Origin of the sequence: Nocardioides sp., from assembly GCF_035547795.1 — a bacterium.
Classification (GTDB): domain Bacteria; phylum Actinomycetota; class Actinomycetes; order Propionibacteriales; family Nocardioidaceae; genus Nocardioides.
Genome location: NZ_DASZUF010000174.1, coordinates 1 through 18,907, shown reverse-complemented (window position 1 = coordinate 18,907; position 18,907 = coordinate 1). Strand labels below are relative to the sequence as shown.

Below are 18,907 nucleotides of genomic sequence, written 5' to 3'. Positions count from 1 at the left end.
ACGGCGAGGAGGGCCGGCGCACCGAGCGAGACTGCGGCACGACCGTTCCCCGCCGCAGCACCCCGCGCAAGCACCAGCCGCGCTCCCGCGCTCCCGCGACCCGCCCTCAGGAGGCCGGCGCCGACGCCGTACCGCCCAGATAGACCTGCTGGATGGTGCGGTCCTGCTTGAGGTCGGCCGAGGAGCCCTCGAGGACGACCCTCCCGCCGCTGAGCAGGTAGCCCCGATCGGCCAGGTCGAGTGCCGCCCGGGCGTTCTGCTCGACCAGGACGATCGAGAGGCCGGTCTCGCGGCGCAGGCCGCCGAGGATCCGCATGATCCGCTCGGTCATCTGAGGGGCCAGGCCGAGGCTCGGCTCGTCGAGCAGCATCACGCTCGGCCCGCTCATCAGCGCGCGGCCGATGGCGAGCATCTGCTGCTCGCCGCCCGACAGCGTGCCGGCCAGCTGGTCCCGGCGCTCGAGCAGCCGCGGGAAGTGGTCGTAGACGACCGCCAGCGTCTTGTGGATGTGCTCCGCGTCGTGACGACGGATGTAGCCACCCAGCAGCAGGTTGTCGTGCACCGACTGCGTCGAGAAGACCTGCCGTCCCTCGGGGACGAGCACGCAGCCCAGCCGCACGACTGCGCGCTGGTTCATCCCGTTCGTCCGGCTGCCGTGCACCGTCACCTCGCCGGTGCGGAGCCGGTGGCTGCGCGCCACCACGTTGAGCAGAGTGCTCTTGCCGGCGCCGTTGGGCCCGATGATCGTGATGATCTCGCCCGCGCCCACCCGGAACGACACGTCGTCGAGGACCTGCGCCCGGCCGTAAGAGAAGCTGACGTGGGAGACATCCAGCGCTGCGTTCATCAGGCATCCACCTTCTTCTCGTCCTCGGTGTTCGCATCGTCGTGCGCGACGCCGAGGTAGGCGTCGATGACGGCCGGGTCGGCCTGGACCTCGGCCGGCGTCCCGACCCGGAGAGTGGCGCCGAAGTTGATCACCTGCACCCGGTCGGCCACCGCCATCACGAACTCCATGTCGTGCTCGATCAGCAGCACCGCCACGCCCTCGCGGGCGATCGCCCGCAGGAAGAGCATGAGCTCGCGCTTCTCGGCCTTGTTGAGGCCGGCGCAGGGCTCGTCGAGGAGCAGGATCGTCGGGTTCGCGACCAGCGCGCGAGCCACCTCGATCCGCTTCTGCTGACCCAGGGAGAGGCTCTTGGCATCCAGGCCCGCGAGCTCCTCCAGGCCGAGCCGGGCGAGCGCGTCACGCGCCTCCTGCTCGATGCGGCGCTCCTCGCGGACGGCGCCGAGCGTCGGCAGCGAGGAGCGCAGCAGCCCCACCCGGCCGGTCAGGTGGGCGCCGACGGCCACCGTCTCGAGCGTCGACATGCCCTCGAACAGCGAGGGCGTCTGGAAGGTCCGAGCCAGCCCGCGTCGCGCGACCTGGTGCGCCTGCAGCCGGGTGACGTCGGCGCCGGAGATGCCGATCCGTCCCGATGTCGGCACCAGGTTGCCGGAGAGCAGGTTGACCAGGGTCGACTTGCCGGCGCCGTTGGGGCCGATGACGGCGAGCACCTCGCCGGCGTGCAGCTCGAGGGTCACGTCGTCGACCGCCGTCACGCCGCCGAACCGCTTCACCAGACCGGAGGCCGCGAGCACCGTCTCGCCGATCTGCTTGGGCGGGAGCGCGTCCTCCTTCCTGCGCAGCGTCGTCATGTCGTCGCCGTCCGCGTCGATCTCCCGTACGGCGGCTGCAGAGGTGGTACGACGGTCCAGCAGCGAGCGGATCAGCCGCCCCACGTCGGCCAGGCCGTTGGGCCGCAGCACCAGGATCGCCACCAGGATCAGGCCCACGATCAACTGCTGGCCTGCGCCCACCCCGGCGTCACCGAAGAGCCCGGGCAGGACCTTCTGCGTGGTCAGCTGGAGCACCTCGAGCACGACCGCACCGACCACGGCGCCCCAGGGCGTCTGCATGCCGCCGACCACGGCGAGCATGAGGATCTGGATCGAGACGTCGACGCCGAAGGTCGGCGGGTCGACGTACATCACCTGGTGGGCGTAGAGGGATCCGGCCAGGCTGCTGACGACGGCGGCCACGGTGAAGACCTGGGACTTCGCCATGGGCACGTTGATGCCCGCCGCCTGCGCCGCCGCCTCGTGCCCGCGGATCGCCCGCAGCGCGCGACCGCCCCGGCCGCGGCGCATCTGGAGCGCGCCCCACAGCAGCGCGCCGACGACCAGCCAGTCCAAGACGAACTGGCTGCGCGTGGTCGCGAAGGTGTATCCGAGCACCTTGAGCGACTGGATGCCGCCCAGGCCGGACGAGGCGCCCAGCGAGGTCGAGTTGTTCACCGTCAGGTAGAAGATCTCGCCGATCGCCAGCGTCGCCATGGCGAGGAAGTGACCACGCAGCCGGAACAGCGGCCGCGCGATCGCGAAGGCGACCGCGCCCGAGACCACCGCCGCGATGACCAGGGCGAGCAGGCCCCACAAGCCGGTCTTGGTGGTGAGCAGCATCGAGCCGTAGGCGCCGGCACCGTAGAAGGCGGCCACGGCCAGCGAGAACTGCCCGGCGTACCCGATGACCAGGACCATGCTGAGCCCGAGCATCGCCAGGAGGGCGGTCGAGGAGCCCACCCCGGCGTAGTAGTCGTCGAAGCCGAGCGCGAAGACGACGACCAGGACGACCCACACCAGGATGCCCAGCGAACCCTGGCCGGCGCGGTTGCGGAGGAGAGCGGGGGGCACCTTAGACACGGTCGGCCGCCACCTTTCGGGTCAGACCCTCCGGCCGCAGGACCAGGAGGAGGACGAGGGCGATGAAGACGACGGTCGTGGCCTGGCCGGCCGAGACGTAGCGCGAGAACGCCTGCGCGACCAGGGCGACCAGGAAGCCGCCGGTCATCGTCGCGCCGAGCTTGTTGAAGCCGCCGAGGGTCGCCGCGATGAACCCGTTGAGACCGAGCACGAGACCATCGCCGGCACTGATGAACGACGTCGGCACCTGGACCGACTCGATCCCGCCGGCCATCGCACCGGCCAGGGCGAACGCGACGGCCGCCATCGCACCGAAGCTGATGCCCACCACGCCGGCGGCGTACCTGTTGACCGCGCACGCGGTCAGCGCCTTGCCGATCATGGTCCGGTCGAAGAAGTAGGCGAGGGCGAGGTAGGCGACCACCGACAGGCCGATGAGCCAGATCGACTCGATCGGGATGTGGCCGCCCAGGACGTTGATCGAGTGCCCGGCCGTGATCGGGTCGAACTGGTGCGGCGCGGTCCCGAAGACCAGTTGCAGCACGGACTGGATCACGGTGCCGACCGCCAGTGTCACGATCGTCTGGGTCAGCAGGCCCTGCCCACGCAGCGGCCGGATGGTCAGGAAGTACATCAGGACGCTGACCGCGGCGGCGACCAGTGCTCCGGCGAGGACGGCCAGCAGCGGCGGCAGGAACTTCGACGCCGCCACCGCGCCGAATCCCCCGGCCACGGCGATGTTGCCCTGGGCGAAGTTCACCATCCCCGACATCCGATAGACGATCACGAACCCGACGCCTACCGAGCCGTAGAGCGCGCCCAAGGCGAGCGCGCTCAGCACCACTTGCATGACGCTCGACACCGAAGCCTCCTCGCTACTACCGCCGTGGCGCACTGCGCGCCGGTGAGACAGCGGTCACACGTAATGATTGACATACGAGCGTTCGTTCGTCAATGTATGGAGCAGATCACTCGCCACTGGCAGCACACGGGACGCGACCACGGACACGGCGGTCGCGGCTGGGGTGGACGAGGCGGACACCGCACGAACGAAGAGGCAGGAATCCATGAAGTTCTCCACGTCAGCACCGCGCACGCGGCGCTTCGCAGCGGCCGCCATCGGCGTGGCGATGACCGCAACCGCGCTCGCGGGCTGCGGCTCGTCCGGCGACGCGGCCGGGGGCGGCTCCAAGGCGCCGTACAAGATCGGCGTCCTGACCGCTCTGACCGGCGACTACTCGGCGCTGGGTGTGCCGGAGAAGAACGCCATCGACGCGTACTTCAAGCGGGTGAACGCGGCCGGCGGCATCGGCGGCCACCCGGTCAAGCTGGTCGAGCTCGACAGCCAGAGCGCCACCGGTACGGCGGTCAACCAGTTCCGCAAGCTGGTGACCCAGGACCACGTCGTCGCCGTGCTCGGCCCGAGCTCGAGCGGCGAGGGCATCGGGCTGCAGTCGTTCTCACTGAGCATGAAGACGCCGACGATCGTGCTGGCGTCGGCGAACCAGATCGTGCAGCCGGCGGACAAGGCGAAGTACATCTTCATGCAGTACACGCCGACCCAGCAGTCCCTCGACGCGCAGCTCGCCTTCGCCAAGTCGAAGGGCTGGACCAAGGTCGCCTACCTCGGGGCCAACAACGGCTACGGCCAGGGCCCGATCGAGTGGCTCAAGGACGATGCCAAGAAGTACGGCATCACCCTGACCGGCACCGAGATGTTCGACCCGACCGCGACCGACGTCTCGGCCCAGCTCGGCAAGCTGGGCGCGGGCAACCCCGACGCCGTCCTGGTGTGGGCGGTGAACCCGGCCAACGCGATCGTGGCGAAGTCGGCGGCGTCGATCGGCTTCAAGCCGGTGCTGTTCAACTCCCCGGGTGGCGGCGACGCGTCGTACATCAGCGGGGCCGGTGCGGCCGCGAACAACACCTACCTGCAGGGTTCGGTCGTGCTCGGCGCCGACTCCCTGCCGTCCAGCAGCCCGCAGTACAAGCAGACCCACGCCCTGCTGGACGACTACAAGAAGGACTACGGCGACGTTGCCGGCCAGTTCGCGGCCAACGGCTGGGACGGTTCGATCCTGCTCCAGAACGCCATCGAGAAGGCCGGCAACCCCGACCCGAGCAACGTCCAGGCCGCCCGCGATGCGATCCGGACCGCGCTCGAGTCCAAGACCAAGGACGTGCCCGGCGTGAACGGCATCTACACGTTCACCGCGGACTTCCACGGCTCCACGCCGCTGACCGGTCTGGCCGTCCTGCAGGTCCAGAACAACGCCTTCACCATCGTGAAGACCTACTGATCCACGGTCCCGGAACGGAGGAAGCCCCAGGTCCTGCCTGGGGCTTCCTTCGTTCTCCTGCGGGATGACGCGGTCGGCGGCTATATATCGTCCGAGGCGCTTGCTGTTGTTCACAACGGAGCAAGCAGGGTAAGTCCGGGAGCTTTCCCGCCGATCGGAAGTGCCATGAAGTTCAGCCTTCTGGGGCCGCTGGAGGCGGAGACGGGTGGGGTGCCGCTCGACGTCGGCCCGCCGAAACAGCGGCTGATCCTTGCGACCTTGCTGTTGGCACGCGGACGGGTCGTCTCCCTCAACCAACTGCTCGAGGCGGCGTGGGGCGAGAACCCGCCACCCAGTGCGGTCGGAACCCTCCAGGCCTACGTGTCGCGGGTCCGTGGCGTACTGCGCCGCTCCACCAAGGCCGAGTCGGTCAAACTGGTGCGGCAGTCGCCGGGCTACCGGCTCGATGGCGCCGTCATGGACGTCGACGACTTCGAGCACCTGAGCGACATGGCCACCGCGCTGGCGCGCACCCGCCAGTGGGAGGGGGCCCTCGAGGCCGCGACCACGGCGCTGTCGCTGTGGCGCGGACCGCTGCTCGCCGACCTCCCCGACGACCCCTGGGTACTGCGGGAGCGGCGCCGCCTGGACGAGCGCATGGAGCGATGCGTCGAGGTACTGGTGACGGCGCTGCTGGGTCAACGGCGGCCGGCCGAGGCGCTGGAGCAGGCCCGTCGCCTCGTCGACCTGCAGCCCCTGCGCGACCAGGCCGTCTGGCTCTACATGCTGGCGCTGCACCGCTGCGGTCGCTCCACCGAGGCACTCGACGTCTACCGCGACTACGCGCAGGCGCTCGACGAGGAGCTGGGCCTGGATCCGGTCCAGGAGCTGCGCGACCTGCAGACGGCGATCCTGCGCGAGGACGTCGCGCTCAGCTACTGGCCGGACGAGGAGCCGGCGGTCCCGGACGGGATCGGGACGACGCAGCCGTCGCCCCGCCCCGCCCTCACCGACTCGCCGGAGATTCCGCTGGTGGGACGCGAGGAGACGATGGCGCAACTCGGGTCCTGGCTGGAGGAGATGTGTGCTGGCTCGCCCCGCTGGCTCCTGCTGACCGGCCCGGGCGGGATCGGCAAGACCCGGCTGGCCGAGGAGATGGTCCGCCGACTCCAGGGCCACTCCGGTCGGATCGCATGGATCGGCTGCCTGCAGGACGAGAGCGTGCCCTCATGGTGGCCGCTGCGCGCGCTCGTCCGCCAGCTCGGCGACAACCCGGACGAGACCTTCCGCGTCCCGGTCGAGTCGGACGCGGATGCCACCCGGTTCGTCGTCTACGAGCGAATGACCGACCTGCTGCACAGCGCCGCAGCCCGCGGACCGGTGCTGGTGGTCGTCGACGACATCCAGTGGCTGGACCCGGCATCCGCGCTCGCGCTGGCCCACCTCGCGCAGACGGTCCGCGACGTACCCGTGGGCGTCGTCCTCACCCTGCGCGACGGCCCGCGCACCGCGGAGGTCGGTGCCATCCTGACGGCGTTCGCCCGGCATCCCGATGCGACCCACCTCGAGGTCGAGGCCCTCGACAGCGCCGCCATCTCGGACCTGCTCGGCGAGCTCGCCGGCATGCCCGTGCCCGCCTCCGAGGCGCTCTTCGTCGGTCAGCAGACCGGGGGCAACCCACTCCTGGTGACCGAATACGCCCGGCTGCCTGCGGCCGAGCGGGCCGCCGGCGTGGTGCCGCTCGCGGTGCGAGAGACGCTCGGTCGTCGTTTCGCCCACTTCGATCCCGATGCCCTGCGGATCCTGCAGGCGGCCGCCGTGGTGGGCGACGGCTTCGAACCCGTGCTGCTGGCCGCGGCCACCCGCCTTCCCGTCCCGCACGTGGTGGACGTGCTCGACGCGGCGGCCCGAGAGTCGATCATCCTCCCGGCGCACGATCAGCCGGGATACCGGTTCGGGCACGGACTGCTGCGCGACCACCTCATCGGCGAGCTGTCCTCGGTGCGACTCCAGGCCACCCATGCCGCCGTCGCCGCCGCCATTGCGCTCCGCGACGGCCCGGACGAGGACATCATCCGGCGGGCCCACCATCTGAGCGCCGCGATGCCGGTCGCGCGCTCGGCGACGGTGATGGCGGCCTGCCGCGACGCGGCGGAGTACGCCGAGAGCGTGTGGGACTGGGAGGCGGCAGCACGGCAGTGGGCGGCGGCCCGCGGAGCGCTCGGCCCACGACGCACCGGCGGCAAGCGCGACCTCCACGACGAGCTGCTGGCCGCCGAGGTGGCCGCGCTCGCGCGCGCCGGACGGGTCGAGACGCTGCTCGGCGTGGTCGCCGATGCGCTGCCCGACAGCGACCACCTGCGCCGAGGCCCCGCCGTCGCGCGCCTGGCGAGTGCGCTGCTGCGCTGCTGCGGCGCGTGGCCGTGGAGCAACCCCGGCCAGGCGTCGGCGACGGTCCTCGAGCGGCTCTCGGCCGCGGCCGACCTGACCCGTGCCGACATCGCGGCGCAGGTTCCGCTGCTCAGCGCGCTCGCGGTCGGCAACCGTCACGCGCCCGACCTCCGGGTGCCCGACGACCTCAGCCGACACGCCCTGGACCTGGCCACCGCGCTCGGCGACCCCCATGCTCTCGCGGACGCGCTGCTCGGCAGGGCGCTGACGATGGCCGGCGTACCGTCCCGCAGCGCGGAGGTCATCGAGGCCCTGGACCGGCTGGCCGAGCTCTCGCACCGGCACGCCTCGACCGACGCGGTGCTGCGCAGCAACCTGCTGACCATGGTCCACCTCGGCGTCGGCGACCTGACCGCGGTCGAGGAGCACCTGCGGATCGCTGCCGACGGCAGCGACGTGCTGCGGCTGCCGGTCACCCGGGTGCAGCTGCACTGGGTCGAGGCGACGCTGGCACACTGGCAGGGCGACCTGGACCGCGCCGAGGAGCTCGCCGTACGGGCCCGGGAGCGGCACGCTCGGACGGAGCTGTACGGCGCCGAGGAGACCTACGCCTCGGCCCGTCTGGCGATCTTGTGGGACCGCGGGGCGCTCGGCGACGCGGCCGCCACGATTCGGCGCTCGCCCGATCCGCTGGTCTGGTCGGCCGCGGCCGCGGCCGAGGCCGACGACCGCCAGCGGGGTGGACAGCTCATCGAGGCCGCCATCGGCCTCGAGGCCGGTGGTGCGGCGGGCCGCAGGCTGCTGGCGGCGCATCCGGACCGCGCGCCGTACTGCCACACACTGGGCAGTCTCTGCCTCCTGGCCCATGCCATCGCCGACCTGGCGCTCGCCGAGGCCGCTCCGCGCGTCCTGGACCTGCTCCTCCCGCACGCCGGCCACTTCGCCACCTTCGGCCAGACCGCTCCGCTGGGGCCGGTGTCACTGCCGGTCGGGCGGCTGCACGCGCTGCTCGGGAACATCGACGCGGCGCGCAGGTCGTACGCCGAGGCGGCAGAGGCCGCCATGCGCACCGGCGCCGGCACCGTCATGGTCCGCATCCGCGCTGCCCAGGCCGAGTTGGCTCCGGCCGGAGCTGAGCGCGCTCGCCGATTCGCCGCGGTGGCAGAACACGCCGACCACGTCGGCCTCACCGCGGTGGCCCGGCGGATGAGGAGACTGGCGGGCTGAGGCGACGTACGCTGGTGGGGCGCGTCAGAGATCTGACGCCTTGCACCACGCCACCAGGTTCCCTCAGGAATTCTGCAAGCCGGTGCTGTGAGGCTGTGCCCGAGCGCCGTCGACACTCGGGCCGGCACGGGCACTACTCGTGGCGGAAGAGCGCTCCCGCAGACAAGCGGATGGGCCGCGGGACCCGCCCCCGGAACGGTGGTCCATCCGCTTCTCCAGCCGATGCCCCCGCCGGCGTAGCCAAGGGCTCCTCGACCAGTCTTCGAGACGGTGAGGAGTCCTGCCAGAAACCGGAGTGCCTCATGATCGAAACTGCCGACGACGAGCGGGACCTCTCGCTCATGGCAGGCATCTTCGACGCCGTCGACGACGACGGCCTCATCCTCCTCGACGAGGCCGGCCACCTGGTCGCCGCGAACCCCGCCGCCCTCCGCGACCTCAGGTACGCCGCCGCCGACCTGATCGGGCGGCACGTCAGCCTGATCCTGCCCGGCCTCTTTCCCGACGACCCCGCCGCCTTGCTGGACGGGCGCGGTCGCGCCGGGGCGGACGACCCACGGGGACGGCTCGATGTCGAGGCGGTGCGCAGCGACGGCTCGACGTTCCCCGTGCGAGTGGGACTGGCGCGGCTGGTTCGCGACGAGGGGAGCTACTACCTGTGTACCTGCCACGACACCACCAAGCACCGTGAGGACCGCAGCCTGCGCACCTACCTGGCGCGCCACGACCGCGCCACGGGCTGCCTGAACCGGTTCGGGGTGGAGGACCATCTCGAGCAGCTCATCGAGTCACGACCGGAGAGCCCGCTCGCCGTCGTCTACCTGGATCTCAACGGCCTCATGACGGCCAGCGACTCCTATCCCAGCGGGGTCGCGGCCGGGCTGGTGACCCAGGCGGTGACCAGGCTGCGTGGTGCGCTGCGAGAACAGGACCGGCTGGCCAGAGTGGGACGACACGAGTTCGTGGCCGTCGTCATGCTCGACGACGACGCCCCGAGCGTCGGTCTGGCCGCCCAGCGGCTCAGCGCGTGTCTGCAGGCCCCACTGGAGGCCGCGGCATGGCGGGTGCCGGTGCGCGCCAGCATCGGCCTCAGCCTCTACCCCGAACACGCCCGCACCCCGGACCGACTCATCGACCGGGCCGAGGCGGCGATGCGCCGTGCCAAGCGCTCCGAGACGCAGAGCGCGCAGCTGTACAGCGTCGAGGACCAGCGTCGCGACGAGGCCAGAGACGAGTATCTGGAGCGGGTTCGCATCGCCGCGGAGCGGGGCGAGTTCACGCTGTACTACCAGCCGCAGTTCGATCTCGCCACGCTGCGCACCACGGGCCTGGAGGCGCTGCTGCGCTGGCAGCACCCCGACGAGGGGCTCATCTCGCCCGGCGAGTTCCTGTCGCTGGTCGTCGAGTGCGGACTCATGCCCATGGTCAGTCGCTGGGTCCTGCGCGAGGCGGTCGCCTTCAACACCCAGCTCGCCGCGGAAGGGCTCCTCGACGTACCGGTCGCGGTCAACATCGGTCCTGAGATCTTCGAGGACCGCGGCTTCGTCGACCTGGTCACCGACGTCCTCGACAACCACGGCATGGCCGCCGACCGGCTCGAGATCGAGATGACCGAGGCGACCGCCATCACCGATCCCGCTCAGGTCGCGGCCAACGCCCGGGCCTTGCGCTCGCTCGGCGTCGGTGTCGCCATCGACGACTTCGGCACCGGCTTCTCGTCACTCAACCGGCTGCGCCTGGCCGAGTTCAGCAAGCTCAAGATCGACCGCACCTTCGTCAGCCTGCTGCCGGGCGACGCGCGCGACCAGGCAGTCATCGCGGGCCTGCTGGACCTGGCCGGTGGCCTGGACATGCAGGTCGTCGCCGAGGGCATCGAGACCGAGGAGCAGTTGCGCGCACTCCGCATGCTGGGCTGCCGCTACGGGCAGGGGTTCTGGTACGGGCGGCCGATGGCGGAAGACGTCCTGCGTGCCTGGATCGGCATGCCGCGATGAGTCGAGGGGGAGTGGCCGCCCGTGTCCAGTAGGCGCCGGCGGCCGCGGAAGGCCGTGGAGCAGGCGGCGCCGGACATCCCGACGCCGACCTACCGCGTGTCGTCGTACACCGTCTATCCGACCGGCTACGACCAGGTGGACCGGCCGGGCAAGGAGCGCTGGACCGTCTCGGTGGTGGACGCCGGCAACGGCTGGGCGATCCGCCGCGACGGCAAGTGCCTGAGCATCGCACTGCAGTGGGAGAGCGAGCGCCCGCCCGAGCTGTGCGACAGCCATTTCCTGCGCCGCTGCCGCTACAACGAGCACGCCGCGGTGCTGCGGGCCAGGCGGGTGGTCGACCGGCTCGAGGTGCTGGGCCTGACCTTCGACGAGTTCGCCAGCCAACGGATCGACCAGGGTGCCGACACCATCGAGGAGGCCAGGAAGCGGATCGCCGTCGACAACCCGTGACGCGTGACCGGCCCTCAGCCGACCGGCCCGGTGCCCAGCGTCACCGTGGCCGTGTGGGAGGCGCCGGCGGCGTCGGTCCAGCCGATCTCGACCCGGTCGCCGGGCTGGAACCTCTTCAGCAGCGTGGTGAGGTCGTCATAGCCGCTGACGGTGGTGTGGTCCAGTGAGGTGATCGTGTCGCCGGCGCTGATGCCCGCCGCGGCCGCAGCGCCGCCGGACTCCACGCCGGCGACGTACGCCGCGGAGGTGCCGCTGTCGATCTCGACCCCGAGGGCGGCTCGGGAGCCGATCGTGATGGTGCTGCTGGCATCGCCGGCGAGGATCTTGTGCTCGATGCGCAGCACCCGGGCGATCGGGATCGCGTACCCGGTGACCTGGCTGGTGCCGCTGGAGGCGGCGACGTTCATCCCGACCACGTAGCCTCTGCCGTCGAGCAGGGCACAGCCTGAGTCGCCGGAGACCACGTCGGCGTCATCCTCGATGACGCCCTTGAGATGCTCGGTGCTGCCGTCGTCGCCGCTGACGTCGATCGTGGTACGACGGACCAGGACGTCGCCGCTCGCGGAGGTCAGGGTGCCCGCACCCTCGGCGTTGCCGACCGCGGCGACTGCCTCGCCCACGCTGACACTGGGGTCGGTCGTCACGGTGCTCAGGCCGCTGGCCCCGGCGAGCTTGAGGACCGCGACATCGTGGGTGGCGTCGTAGCCGACGACGCTGGCGGTGTACTTCTGGCCGGTGCTCGGCACGGTGACGGTGATCGAGGTGGCGTCGGCGACCACATGGTGGTTGGTCACCACGGTGCCGTCGGAGCCGACCACCAGGCCGGTGCCGGCAGCCTCGCCCTCGCCGTAGTCCAAGACGGTGTCGATCAGGACGACACCCGTCGACTCCTGGGCGGTCGCGGCGGTGGCGTCCTGGGTGGCCGCATTCTGGGTCTGGCCGTAGCCGCCGCCGTAGCCGCCGCCGTAGCCACCGCCGTAGCCGCCGCCGTAGCCACCCCAGTAGCTACCCCAGTAGCCGTAGTCTCCGTACGACCCCGGACCCCACCCGAAGTCCGCGGGCAGGTAGCCCCGCGCGTCGACGGTGGTCACCGATGCGATCGCCGGTGCCGCCACCGGCACCGTGACGAGCGGAAGCGCGAGAACCGCGGCGGCGATCGCACGACGGGTACGCGGCGAGCGGGTACGACGAGACATGGCGTCCTCCTGATGACGAGGTGGTGACACCAGCGTGCGTCGCCGTGCTGAGGAGGAGCGAAGAGATCGGCCCGGGATCGGCTGAGAAATCCCGCCAGAACGCACGAAGCCCCAGGTCACCCTGGGGCTTCTCACTGTGCGCGAGGGGGGAGTTGAACCCCCACGCCCTTTCGGGCACACGGACCTGAACCGTGCGCGTCTGCCTATTCCGCCACTCGCGCTTGTGAAGCACCCGAAGGCTAGCCCACCAGCGCGCCGACACCCAAACCGGCGGCGCGTGGACGGGCCTGGTTGGCGATGCCCCGATACGATCGAGCGACCGACCAGGATGGAGAGGAGTGCGCGTGAGCGGGCTGCAACGGTTCGAGCAGCGCCTCGAGTCGATGATCTCCGGCGCCTTCGCACGGGCGTTCCGGAGCGCCGTCCAGCCGGTGGAGATCGCGGCCGCGCTGCAGCGCGAGTGCGACAACAACGCCCAGATCCTCAGCCGGCAGCGCCGGCTGGTGCCCAACACGTTCCACGTGGAGCTGAGCGCGGCCGACATGACCCGGCTGGCGCCGTACGACTCCGCCCTGGCCAGCGAGCTGAGCCAGCAGCTGCACCAGCACGCCGAGACCCAGGCCTATGTCTTCCCCGGCCCGATCGTGATCGACTTCGAGGAGGCCGCCGACCTCACTACCGGCCGCTTCCGGATCCGCAGCCAGGCGCAGGCGAGCGTGACCGGCCACGCCAGCGACACGGAGGTACGGCGCGCCACCGCGTTCCTCGACATCAACGGCACCCGCCACCCACTGCACGCCGGCGGCCTGGTGGTCGGCCGCGGCACCGACGCCGACTTGCGGATCAACGATCCGGGGGTGAGCCGCAAGCACGCCGAGTTCCGCCAGACCGACACCGCCGTCGAGGTGCACGACCTCGGCTCCACCAACGGCATGCTGGTCAACGGCCAGCGGATGACCAGCTCGCTGCTCGACGACGGCTCCGTGGTGCGCATCGGCAACACGGACATCGTCGTACGGATCCAGGAGTTCGATGTCTGAGCTGACCCTGTTCCTGATCCGGATCGCCTACCTGGCGATCCTGTGGATCTTCGTCCTCGGCGCGATCAGCGTGATCCGCTCCGACATGTTCGGGGCGCGCGTCGCCGACGGTCCGAAGGCCCCGGCGAAGGGCAAGGAGAAGCGACAGAAGCAGGTCAAGCCCCGCCGCGGCGCACCGACCCACGTCCTGGTCGTCGAGGGCCGCAGCCAGGGCGAGCGCGCCGACCTGAGCCAGGCGCCCATCCTGATCGGCCGCGGCGCCGACGCCGCGATCGTGCTCGACGACGACTACGTCTCCACCCGGCACGCCCGCATCGCCGCCAGCGGCGAGCAGTGGTTCGTCGAGGACCTCGGCTCCACCAACGGCACCTACATCGGCAGCGTCCGGATCAACCAGCCGACCGCGATCGGCGTCGGCACCCGCGTCCGGATCGGCAAGACCATCCTGGAGCTGCGCAAGTGAAGCTCCGCTGGGCCGCGATCTCCGACGTGGGTCGTGTGCGCAAGGACAACCAGGACTCCGGGTACGCCGGGCCCTGGCTCCTCACCGTCTGCGACGGCGTCGGCGGCGCCGCCCGCGGCGACATCGCCAGCGCGACCGCGATCGGCCAGATCCGCCGCCTGGACGCTCCACCGGTGCCGGAGCACACCGAGGAGGACCTGCTCGGCCTGGTCGCCGGGGCGCTGCACCGCGCGCACGACCGGATCGGCGAGCTAGTCGAGCACGATCCCTCCATCTCCGGCACCAGCACCACCGCGACCGTCACCCTCTTCGACGGGGAGCGGATCGCCGTCGGCCACGTCGGCGACTCGCGCGGCTACCTGTTCCGCGACGGCGAGATCAGCCAGATCACCCACGACCACACGTTCGTGCAGACCCTGATCGACGAGGGCCGGATCAGCGAGGAGGAGGCGCGGGTCCACCCGCACCGCAACCTGATCCTGCAGGCCATCGACGGCACCCGCGAGCTGGAGCCGGACCTGTTCGTCATCGCGCTGCAGCCCGGTGACCGGCTGATGCTGTGCAGCGACGGCATCACCGCCTCGCTCACCGACGGCCGGCTCGCCGACATCCTGGCCACCGGCACGCCCGACTACGCCGCGGTGGAACTCGCCCGGGCCAGCCTCGAGGCCGGCACCACCGACAACGTCACCTGCCTGGTCGCCGACGTGCTCGAGGAGACCGCCGAGCTCGCCGAGGTCCAGGAGCCGCTGCTGGTCGGCGCCGCGGCCGAGCTGCGCCGCAAGGCGCCGCTGACCGCTCGCACCAGCCTCTTCCGTGGCCACCGCAGCGGTGACACCGGCGAGATGGAGGCGATCACCGACGACGACGTACCCGCCGAGGCCATTCCCAACGACCCGCTCGACCCGGTCGACGCCGTCGACGCGGAGAGCGCCCGCTACGCCCTGCACCCGCCGCGCGGCACCACCTGGCTGCGTGGCTTCCTCGCCCTGCTCGTGGTCGTCGGCGTGCTGTGGGTGGCCGCCGCGGCCGGGTGGTCGTGGACCCAGAAGCAGTGGTACGTCGGCGAGCACGACGGCAAGGTGACGGTCTTCCGCGGGGTCAACTCCACGGTGCTGGGCTTCGACCTCTCCACGGCCTACCAGACCACCGACCTGCCGCTGGACCGGCTCCCGGACGCCTACGCCGACCAGGTCCGGGCCGGCATCCACCGCGACAGCCTCGCCCAGGCCCGCGCCAAGGTGCAGGAGCTGCTGTGCGAGACCACGACACCGGGCAGTCCCTGTTGAGGCCCCGATGAACGCGCAGACCTGGGCCCGTGAGTTCGTGCACCGGCAGCGCCGGGGTGCCGAGCTCTTCCTGCTCGTCCTCAGCCTGCTGGTCGGCGTCGGCGGCTACGCCGCCGTCGGCATCGGCGTGGAGCAGAAGGTGCCCGCCGACATCCTCGGGTACGGCGGTTGGCTCGCCGTGCTCATCGTCGGCGCCCACCTGGTCGTCCGCTTCGTGGCGCCCTACGCCGACCCGGTCCTGCTGCCGCTGGTGGCGATGCTCAACGGGCTCGGCCTGGCGGTGATCCGTCGGCTCGACATGGCCGCGGGCGCCACCGGCAACAACGGCTTCGCCCGCCAGCAGCTGATCTGGATGAGCGTCGGCGTGGTGCTGTTCGCGATCACGCTGATCGGGCTGCGCGACCACCGCACCATGCAGCGCTTCACCTACACCAGCGGCCTGGGCGCCGTCGTACTCCTGCTGCTGCCGATGCTGCCGGGCATCGGCAAGGACATCAACGGCGCCCGGATCTGGATCCACCTCGGCTCGCTGAGCTTCCAGCCCGGCGAGCTGGCCAAGGTGCTGCTGGTGATCGCCTTCGCCGGCTACCTGGTGCTGCACCGCGACGCGCTCGCGCTCGCCGGTCGCCGGGTCGTCGGCGTGGACCTGCCCCGGGGCCGCGACCTCGGCCCGATCCTGGCGATGTGGCTGGTCAGCCTGGCCATCCTGGTCCGACAGAGCGACCTGGGCTCGAGCCTGCTGTTCTTCGGCCTCTTCGTGATCATGCTGTACGTCGCCACCGAGCGCCGGGGCTGGATCGTGGTGGGCGGCGGCCTGTTCCTGGTGGGCGCGGTGGCCGCCAGCCGCCTGATCAGCCACGTCCAGGCCCGGGTCGACATCTGGCTGCACCCCTTCGACCACTACCAGACCGCCGCCGGCCCGCACTCGGACCAGCTGGTGGAGTCGATGTTCGGGATGGCGTGGGGCAGCCTGCTCGGCCGCGGCTTCGGCAACGGCGACCCGTGGCGGATCTCCTATGCCAACTCCGACTTCATCGTCGGCGCGATCGGCGAGGAGCTCGGCCTGACCGCCGTGCTGGCGATCGTGGTCTGCTACGGACTGATCGTGGAGCGTGGCCTGCGCACCGCGATCGTGTGCCGCGACGACTTCGGCAAGCTGCTGTGCGTCGGCCTGGCCTCGTCGTTCGCGCTGCAGGTCTTCGTGGTCATCGGCGGCGTGACCCGGCTGATCCCGCTGACCGGTCTGACCACGCCGTTCCTCTCCTACGGCGGGTCGTCGCTGGTCGCCAACTGGGTGATCGTGGCGCTGCTGCTGCGTGTCTCCGACCAGGCCCGCCGTCCGCTGCCCGACCTGTCGTTCTCCGAGGCCGAGGAGACCACCCAGGTGGTGCGTTTGCCGTGAACCGACCGATCCGGACGCTGAGCGTCTTCTGCCTGCTGCTCTTCCTGGCGCTGATGATCAACGCCACCTGGCTGCAGTACGGCAAGGCCAAGTCGCTGGACAACGACCCGCGCAACCGGCGGGTGATCCAGGCGGCGTTCTCCCGCGAGCGCGGCGCGATCCTGGTGGGCAAGACCGCGGTGGCGACCAGCGTGCCGAGCAAGGACCAGTACAAGTGGCAGCGGACCTACCCCAAGCCGCAGGAGTATGCCCCGCTCACCGGCTACTTCTCCTATTACTCCCAGACCGGCGTGGAGCACAGCCAGAACCAGGTGCTCTCCGGTGACGACTCGCGGCTGTTCGTCAACCGGCTGGTCGACCTGGTCAACGACACCGACCCCAAGGGCGGCAACGTCGAGCTGACCATCGATCCGAAGGTGCAGGACGCGGCGTACCAGGGACTGCAGGCGCTCGGCAAGGGCGTGCAGGGTGCCGCGGTCGCGATCGAGCCGAGCACCGGCCGGATCCTGGCGATGGTGTCGACGCCGACGTTCGACCCCAACCAACTGGCCGACCACGACATCGCCAAGTCGACCGACACCTACAACAAGCTGCTCAAGGACCCGAGCCAGCCGCTGATCAACCGGGCGATCCAGACCACCCTGCCGCCGGGCTCGACGTTCAAGCTCATCACCGCCTCGGCGGCCATCGAGGACCTCGGCATGACGCCGGACAGCAAGGTCGACGGCCACTCCTCGATGAAGCTGCCGCAGACCACGCACGTGCTGCACAACGAGAACGACGAGTCCTGCGGCGGCGCCAAGGTCACCATGACGCAGGCGCTGGATCGCTCCTGCAACGTCGCGTTCGCCGGCATCGGGCTCAAGCTCACCGACGACCAGCTGCGCACCCAGGCCGAGAAGTACGGCTTCGGGCAGCACTACCTCAGCGACCTCGCCGGGCAGGCGACCAGCCGCTTCCCGAGCACGCTGACGCCGCCGCTGCGGGCGCAGTCGGCGATCGGGCAGTACGAGGTGGCCGCGACGCCGCTGCAGATGGCGATGGTCGCCGCGGGCATCGCCAACCACGGTGTGGTGATGAAGCCCTACCTCGTCGACCGGGTGACCTCCAGCGATCTGGACGTCCTCGACCAGACCGACCCCACCCAGCTGTCCACCGCGGTCACGCCGAAGACCGCCAGCCTGCTGACCCAGATGATGGTCTCGGTCGTCGACCACGGCACCGGCACCGCCGCCCGCATCCCCGGGGTCGAGGTGGCCGGCAAGACCGGCACCGCGCAGAGCACGCCGAGCCGTCCGCCGTACGCCTGGTTCACGTCGTTCGCCCCGGCCGAGAACCCGAAGATCGCCGTCGCGGTGCTCGTCCAGTCCAGCAACACCGATCGGACCGAGATCGCCGGCGGCGCCCTCTGCGCCCCGATCGCCAAGGCGATGATGGAAGCGGTGATCAACCCGTGACGACCAACCAGCCGAGCCCGGGACGCTACGTCTTCGGCGATCTCATCGCCACCGGCGGCATGGGCGAGGTCTACCGCGCCACCGACACCGCGCTGGACCGCCCGGTCGCGATCAAGCTGCTCAAGCCCGAGTACGCCGACGACCCGGTCAACCGCGCCCGCTTCGACTCCGAGGCCCGCCACGCCGCGGCGCTGCACCATCCGCACGTCGCGGCCGTCTACGACGTCGGCGAGATGCCGACCGCGACCGGACTGATGCGGCCCTACCTGGTGATGGAGCTGGTCGACGGTCAGCCGCTGTCCAACCTGCTCAAGGACGGTCGGCCGCTGGACCCGGCGGCGGTGCGCGACCTGCTCGGCCAGGCCGGCGACGCGCTGGCCGCCGCGCACCGCGCCGGGATCGTGCACCGCGACGTGAAGCCGGCCAACCTGCTGGTCACTCCGGACCGTGACATCAAGGTGACCGACTTCGGCATCGCCCGCGCCGCCTCCTCCAGCGCGATCACCGGCACCGGCCAGGTGATGGGCACCCCGCAGTACCTCTCCCCCGAGCAGGCCCGCGGCGAGCAGGCCACCCCGGCCTCGGACGTCTACTCCCTCGGCGTGGTCGCCTTCGAGTGCCTGGCCGGGCACCGGCCGTTCCAGAAGGACACCGCGGTGGCGACCGCACTGGCCCACCTGCACGACCCGGTCCCGCCGCTGCCCGCCTCCGTGCCGGCCGACCTGGCCGCGGTGGTGACCCGAGCCCTGGCCAAGGATCCGCGCGACCGCTACCCGGACGCGGCCGCGTTCACCGCGGCGCTGCGCGGCGTCGGTGGCGACCGCACCGGCACGCCCGCCGCCGGCGTCCCGATCCCGGTCGCGGCGACACCGGCGGCCGCGGCCACCACCCAGGTCGTCCCGATGACGGGCGGCCCGATCGCGGCCTCGCCGGCCGAGGACGCCGAGGGCCGCAACTGGCTCAACGTCGCGCTGGTG

General features: G+C 71.2%; 14 protein-coding genes and 1 tRNA gene. 10 read left to right on the top strand and 5 right to left on the bottom strand.

The features are described 5' to 3' along the window. Positions 1 to 106: 106 nt before the first annotated feature. Genes VHA72_RS12155 through VHA72_RS12145 form a run of 3 tightly spaced genes read right to left on the bottom strand, consistent with a single transcriptional unit; the run spans position 107 to position 3,604 of the window. Positions 107 to 847 (bottom strand): ABC transporter ATP-binding protein, encoded by a 741-nt coding sequence (locus VHA72_RS12155; protein ID WP_325575558.1) that lies wholly within the window; start codon positions 845 to 847, stop codon positions 107 to 109. Beyond that, positions 847 to 2,733: a branched-chain amino acid ABC transporter ATP-binding protein/permease gene (locus VHA72_RS12150; RefSeq protein ID WP_325575556.1), complete on the bottom strand. Its 1,887-nt coding sequence runs from the start codon at positions 2,731 to 2,733 to the stop codon at positions 847 to 849. Before VHA72_RS12150 ends, VHA72_RS12155 begins: the two co-directional genes overlap by 1 nt. Position 2,734: 1 nt before the next feature. Then, the gene (locus VHA72_RS12145; protein WP_325575554.1) at positions 2,735 to 3,604 is read right to left on the bottom strand and encodes a branched-chain amino acid ABC transporter permease; all 870 of its coding nucleotides are present in this window, start codon (positions 3,602 to 3,604) and stop codon (positions 2,735 to 2,737) included. Positions 3,605 to 3,809: 205 nt separating this feature from the next. Here VHA72_RS12145 and VHA72_RS12140 point away from each other — a divergent pair, with 205 nt between their 5' ends. The 4 genes from VHA72_RS12140 (at position 3,810) to VHA72_RS12125 (ending at position 11,083) form a co-directional block, all read left to right on the top strand. Then, complete coding sequence (locus tag VHA72_RS12140) at positions 3,810 to 5,042, top strand: ABC transporter substrate-binding protein (protein WP_325575552.1); 1,233 nt, start codon at positions 3,810 to 3,812, stop codon at positions 5,040 to 5,042. Between the two features lie 165 nt (positions 5,043 to 5,207). Beyond that, positions 5,208 to 8,639 (top strand): ATP-binding protein, encoded by a 3,432-nt coding sequence (locus tag VHA72_RS12135; protein ID WP_325575551.1) that lies wholly within the window; start codon positions 5,208 to 5,210, stop codon positions 8,637 to 8,639. Positions 8,640 to 8,941: 302 nt separating this feature from the next. Continuing rightward, the gene (locus tag VHA72_RS12130) at positions 8,942 to 10,633 is read left to right on the top strand and encodes a putative bifunctional diguanylate cyclase/phosphodiesterase (RefSeq protein WP_325575550.1); all 1,692 of its coding nucleotides are present in this window, start codon (positions 8,942 to 8,944) and stop codon (positions 10,631 to 10,633) included. 21 nt (positions 10,634 to 10,654) lie between these two features. Further along, positions 10,655 to 11,083, top strand: a complete 429-nt coding sequence (locus tag VHA72_RS12125) for a hypothetical protein (protein ID WP_325575548.1) — start codon at positions 10,655 to 10,657, stop codon at positions 11,081 to 11,083. Positions 11,084 to 11,097: 14 nt separating this feature from the next. Here the strand turns inward: VHA72_RS12125 and VHA72_RS12120 are convergent, their stop codons facing one another. Together VHA72_RS12120 and VHA72_RS12115 are read right to left on the bottom strand one after the other, a co-directional pair. After that, complete coding sequence (locus VHA72_RS12120) at positions 11,098 to 12,279, bottom strand: S1C family serine protease (RefSeq protein WP_325575546.1); 1,182 nt, start codon at positions 12,277 to 12,279, stop codon at positions 11,098 to 11,100. Positions 12,280 to 12,416: 137 nt separating this feature from the next. Beyond that, positions 12,417 to 12,500 (bottom strand) — tRNA-Leu (locus VHA72_RS12115). A gap of 123 nt (positions 12,501 to 12,623) precedes the next feature. Between VHA72_RS12115 and VHA72_RS12110 the strand changes: the two genes are divergently transcribed. From VHA72_RS12110 to VHA72_RS12085, 6 genes are all read left to right on the top strand, one after another. After that, a complete protein-coding gene (locus VHA72_RS12110; RefSeq protein WP_325575544.1) occupies positions 12,624 to 13,319 on the top strand; it encodes an FHA domain-containing protein in 696 nt (231 codons plus the stop codon). Next, entirely contained in the window at positions 13,312 to 13,782 is a 471-nt protein-coding gene (locus VHA72_RS12105) for an FHA domain-containing protein FhaB/FipA (protein ID WP_325575542.1), read from the top strand. The genes VHA72_RS12110 and VHA72_RS12105 overlap by 8 nt, the downstream gene beginning before the upstream one ends. Further along, positions 13,779 to 15,071, top strand: coding sequence for a PP2C family protein-serine/threonine phosphatase (locus tag VHA72_RS12100; protein ID WP_325575540.1), 1,293 nt, complete (start codon positions 13,779 to 13,781; stop codon positions 15,069 to 15,071). The genes VHA72_RS12105 and VHA72_RS12100 overlap by 4 nt, the downstream gene beginning before the upstream one ends. 7 nt (positions 15,072 to 15,078) lie before the next feature. Further along, on the top strand, positions 15,079 to 16,473 hold the full coding sequence (locus tag VHA72_RS12095; protein ID WP_325575538.1) for an FtsW/RodA/SpoVE family cell cycle protein: 1,395 nt from the start codon (positions 15,079 to 15,081) through the stop codon (positions 16,471 to 16,473). Continuing rightward, on the top strand, positions 16,470 to 17,930 hold the full coding sequence (locus VHA72_RS12090; protein ID WP_325575536.1) for a peptidoglycan D,D-transpeptidase FtsI family protein: 1,461 nt from the start codon (positions 16,470 to 16,472) through the stop codon (positions 17,928 to 17,930). Before VHA72_RS12095 ends, VHA72_RS12090 begins: the two co-directional genes overlap by 4 nt. Continuing rightward, positions 17,927 to 18,907: serine/threonine-protein kinase (locus VHA72_RS12085; protein ID WP_325575534.1), on the top strand; the 981-nt coding region annotated here is incomplete at its 3' end. The genes VHA72_RS12090 and VHA72_RS12085, both read left to right, overlap by 4 nt.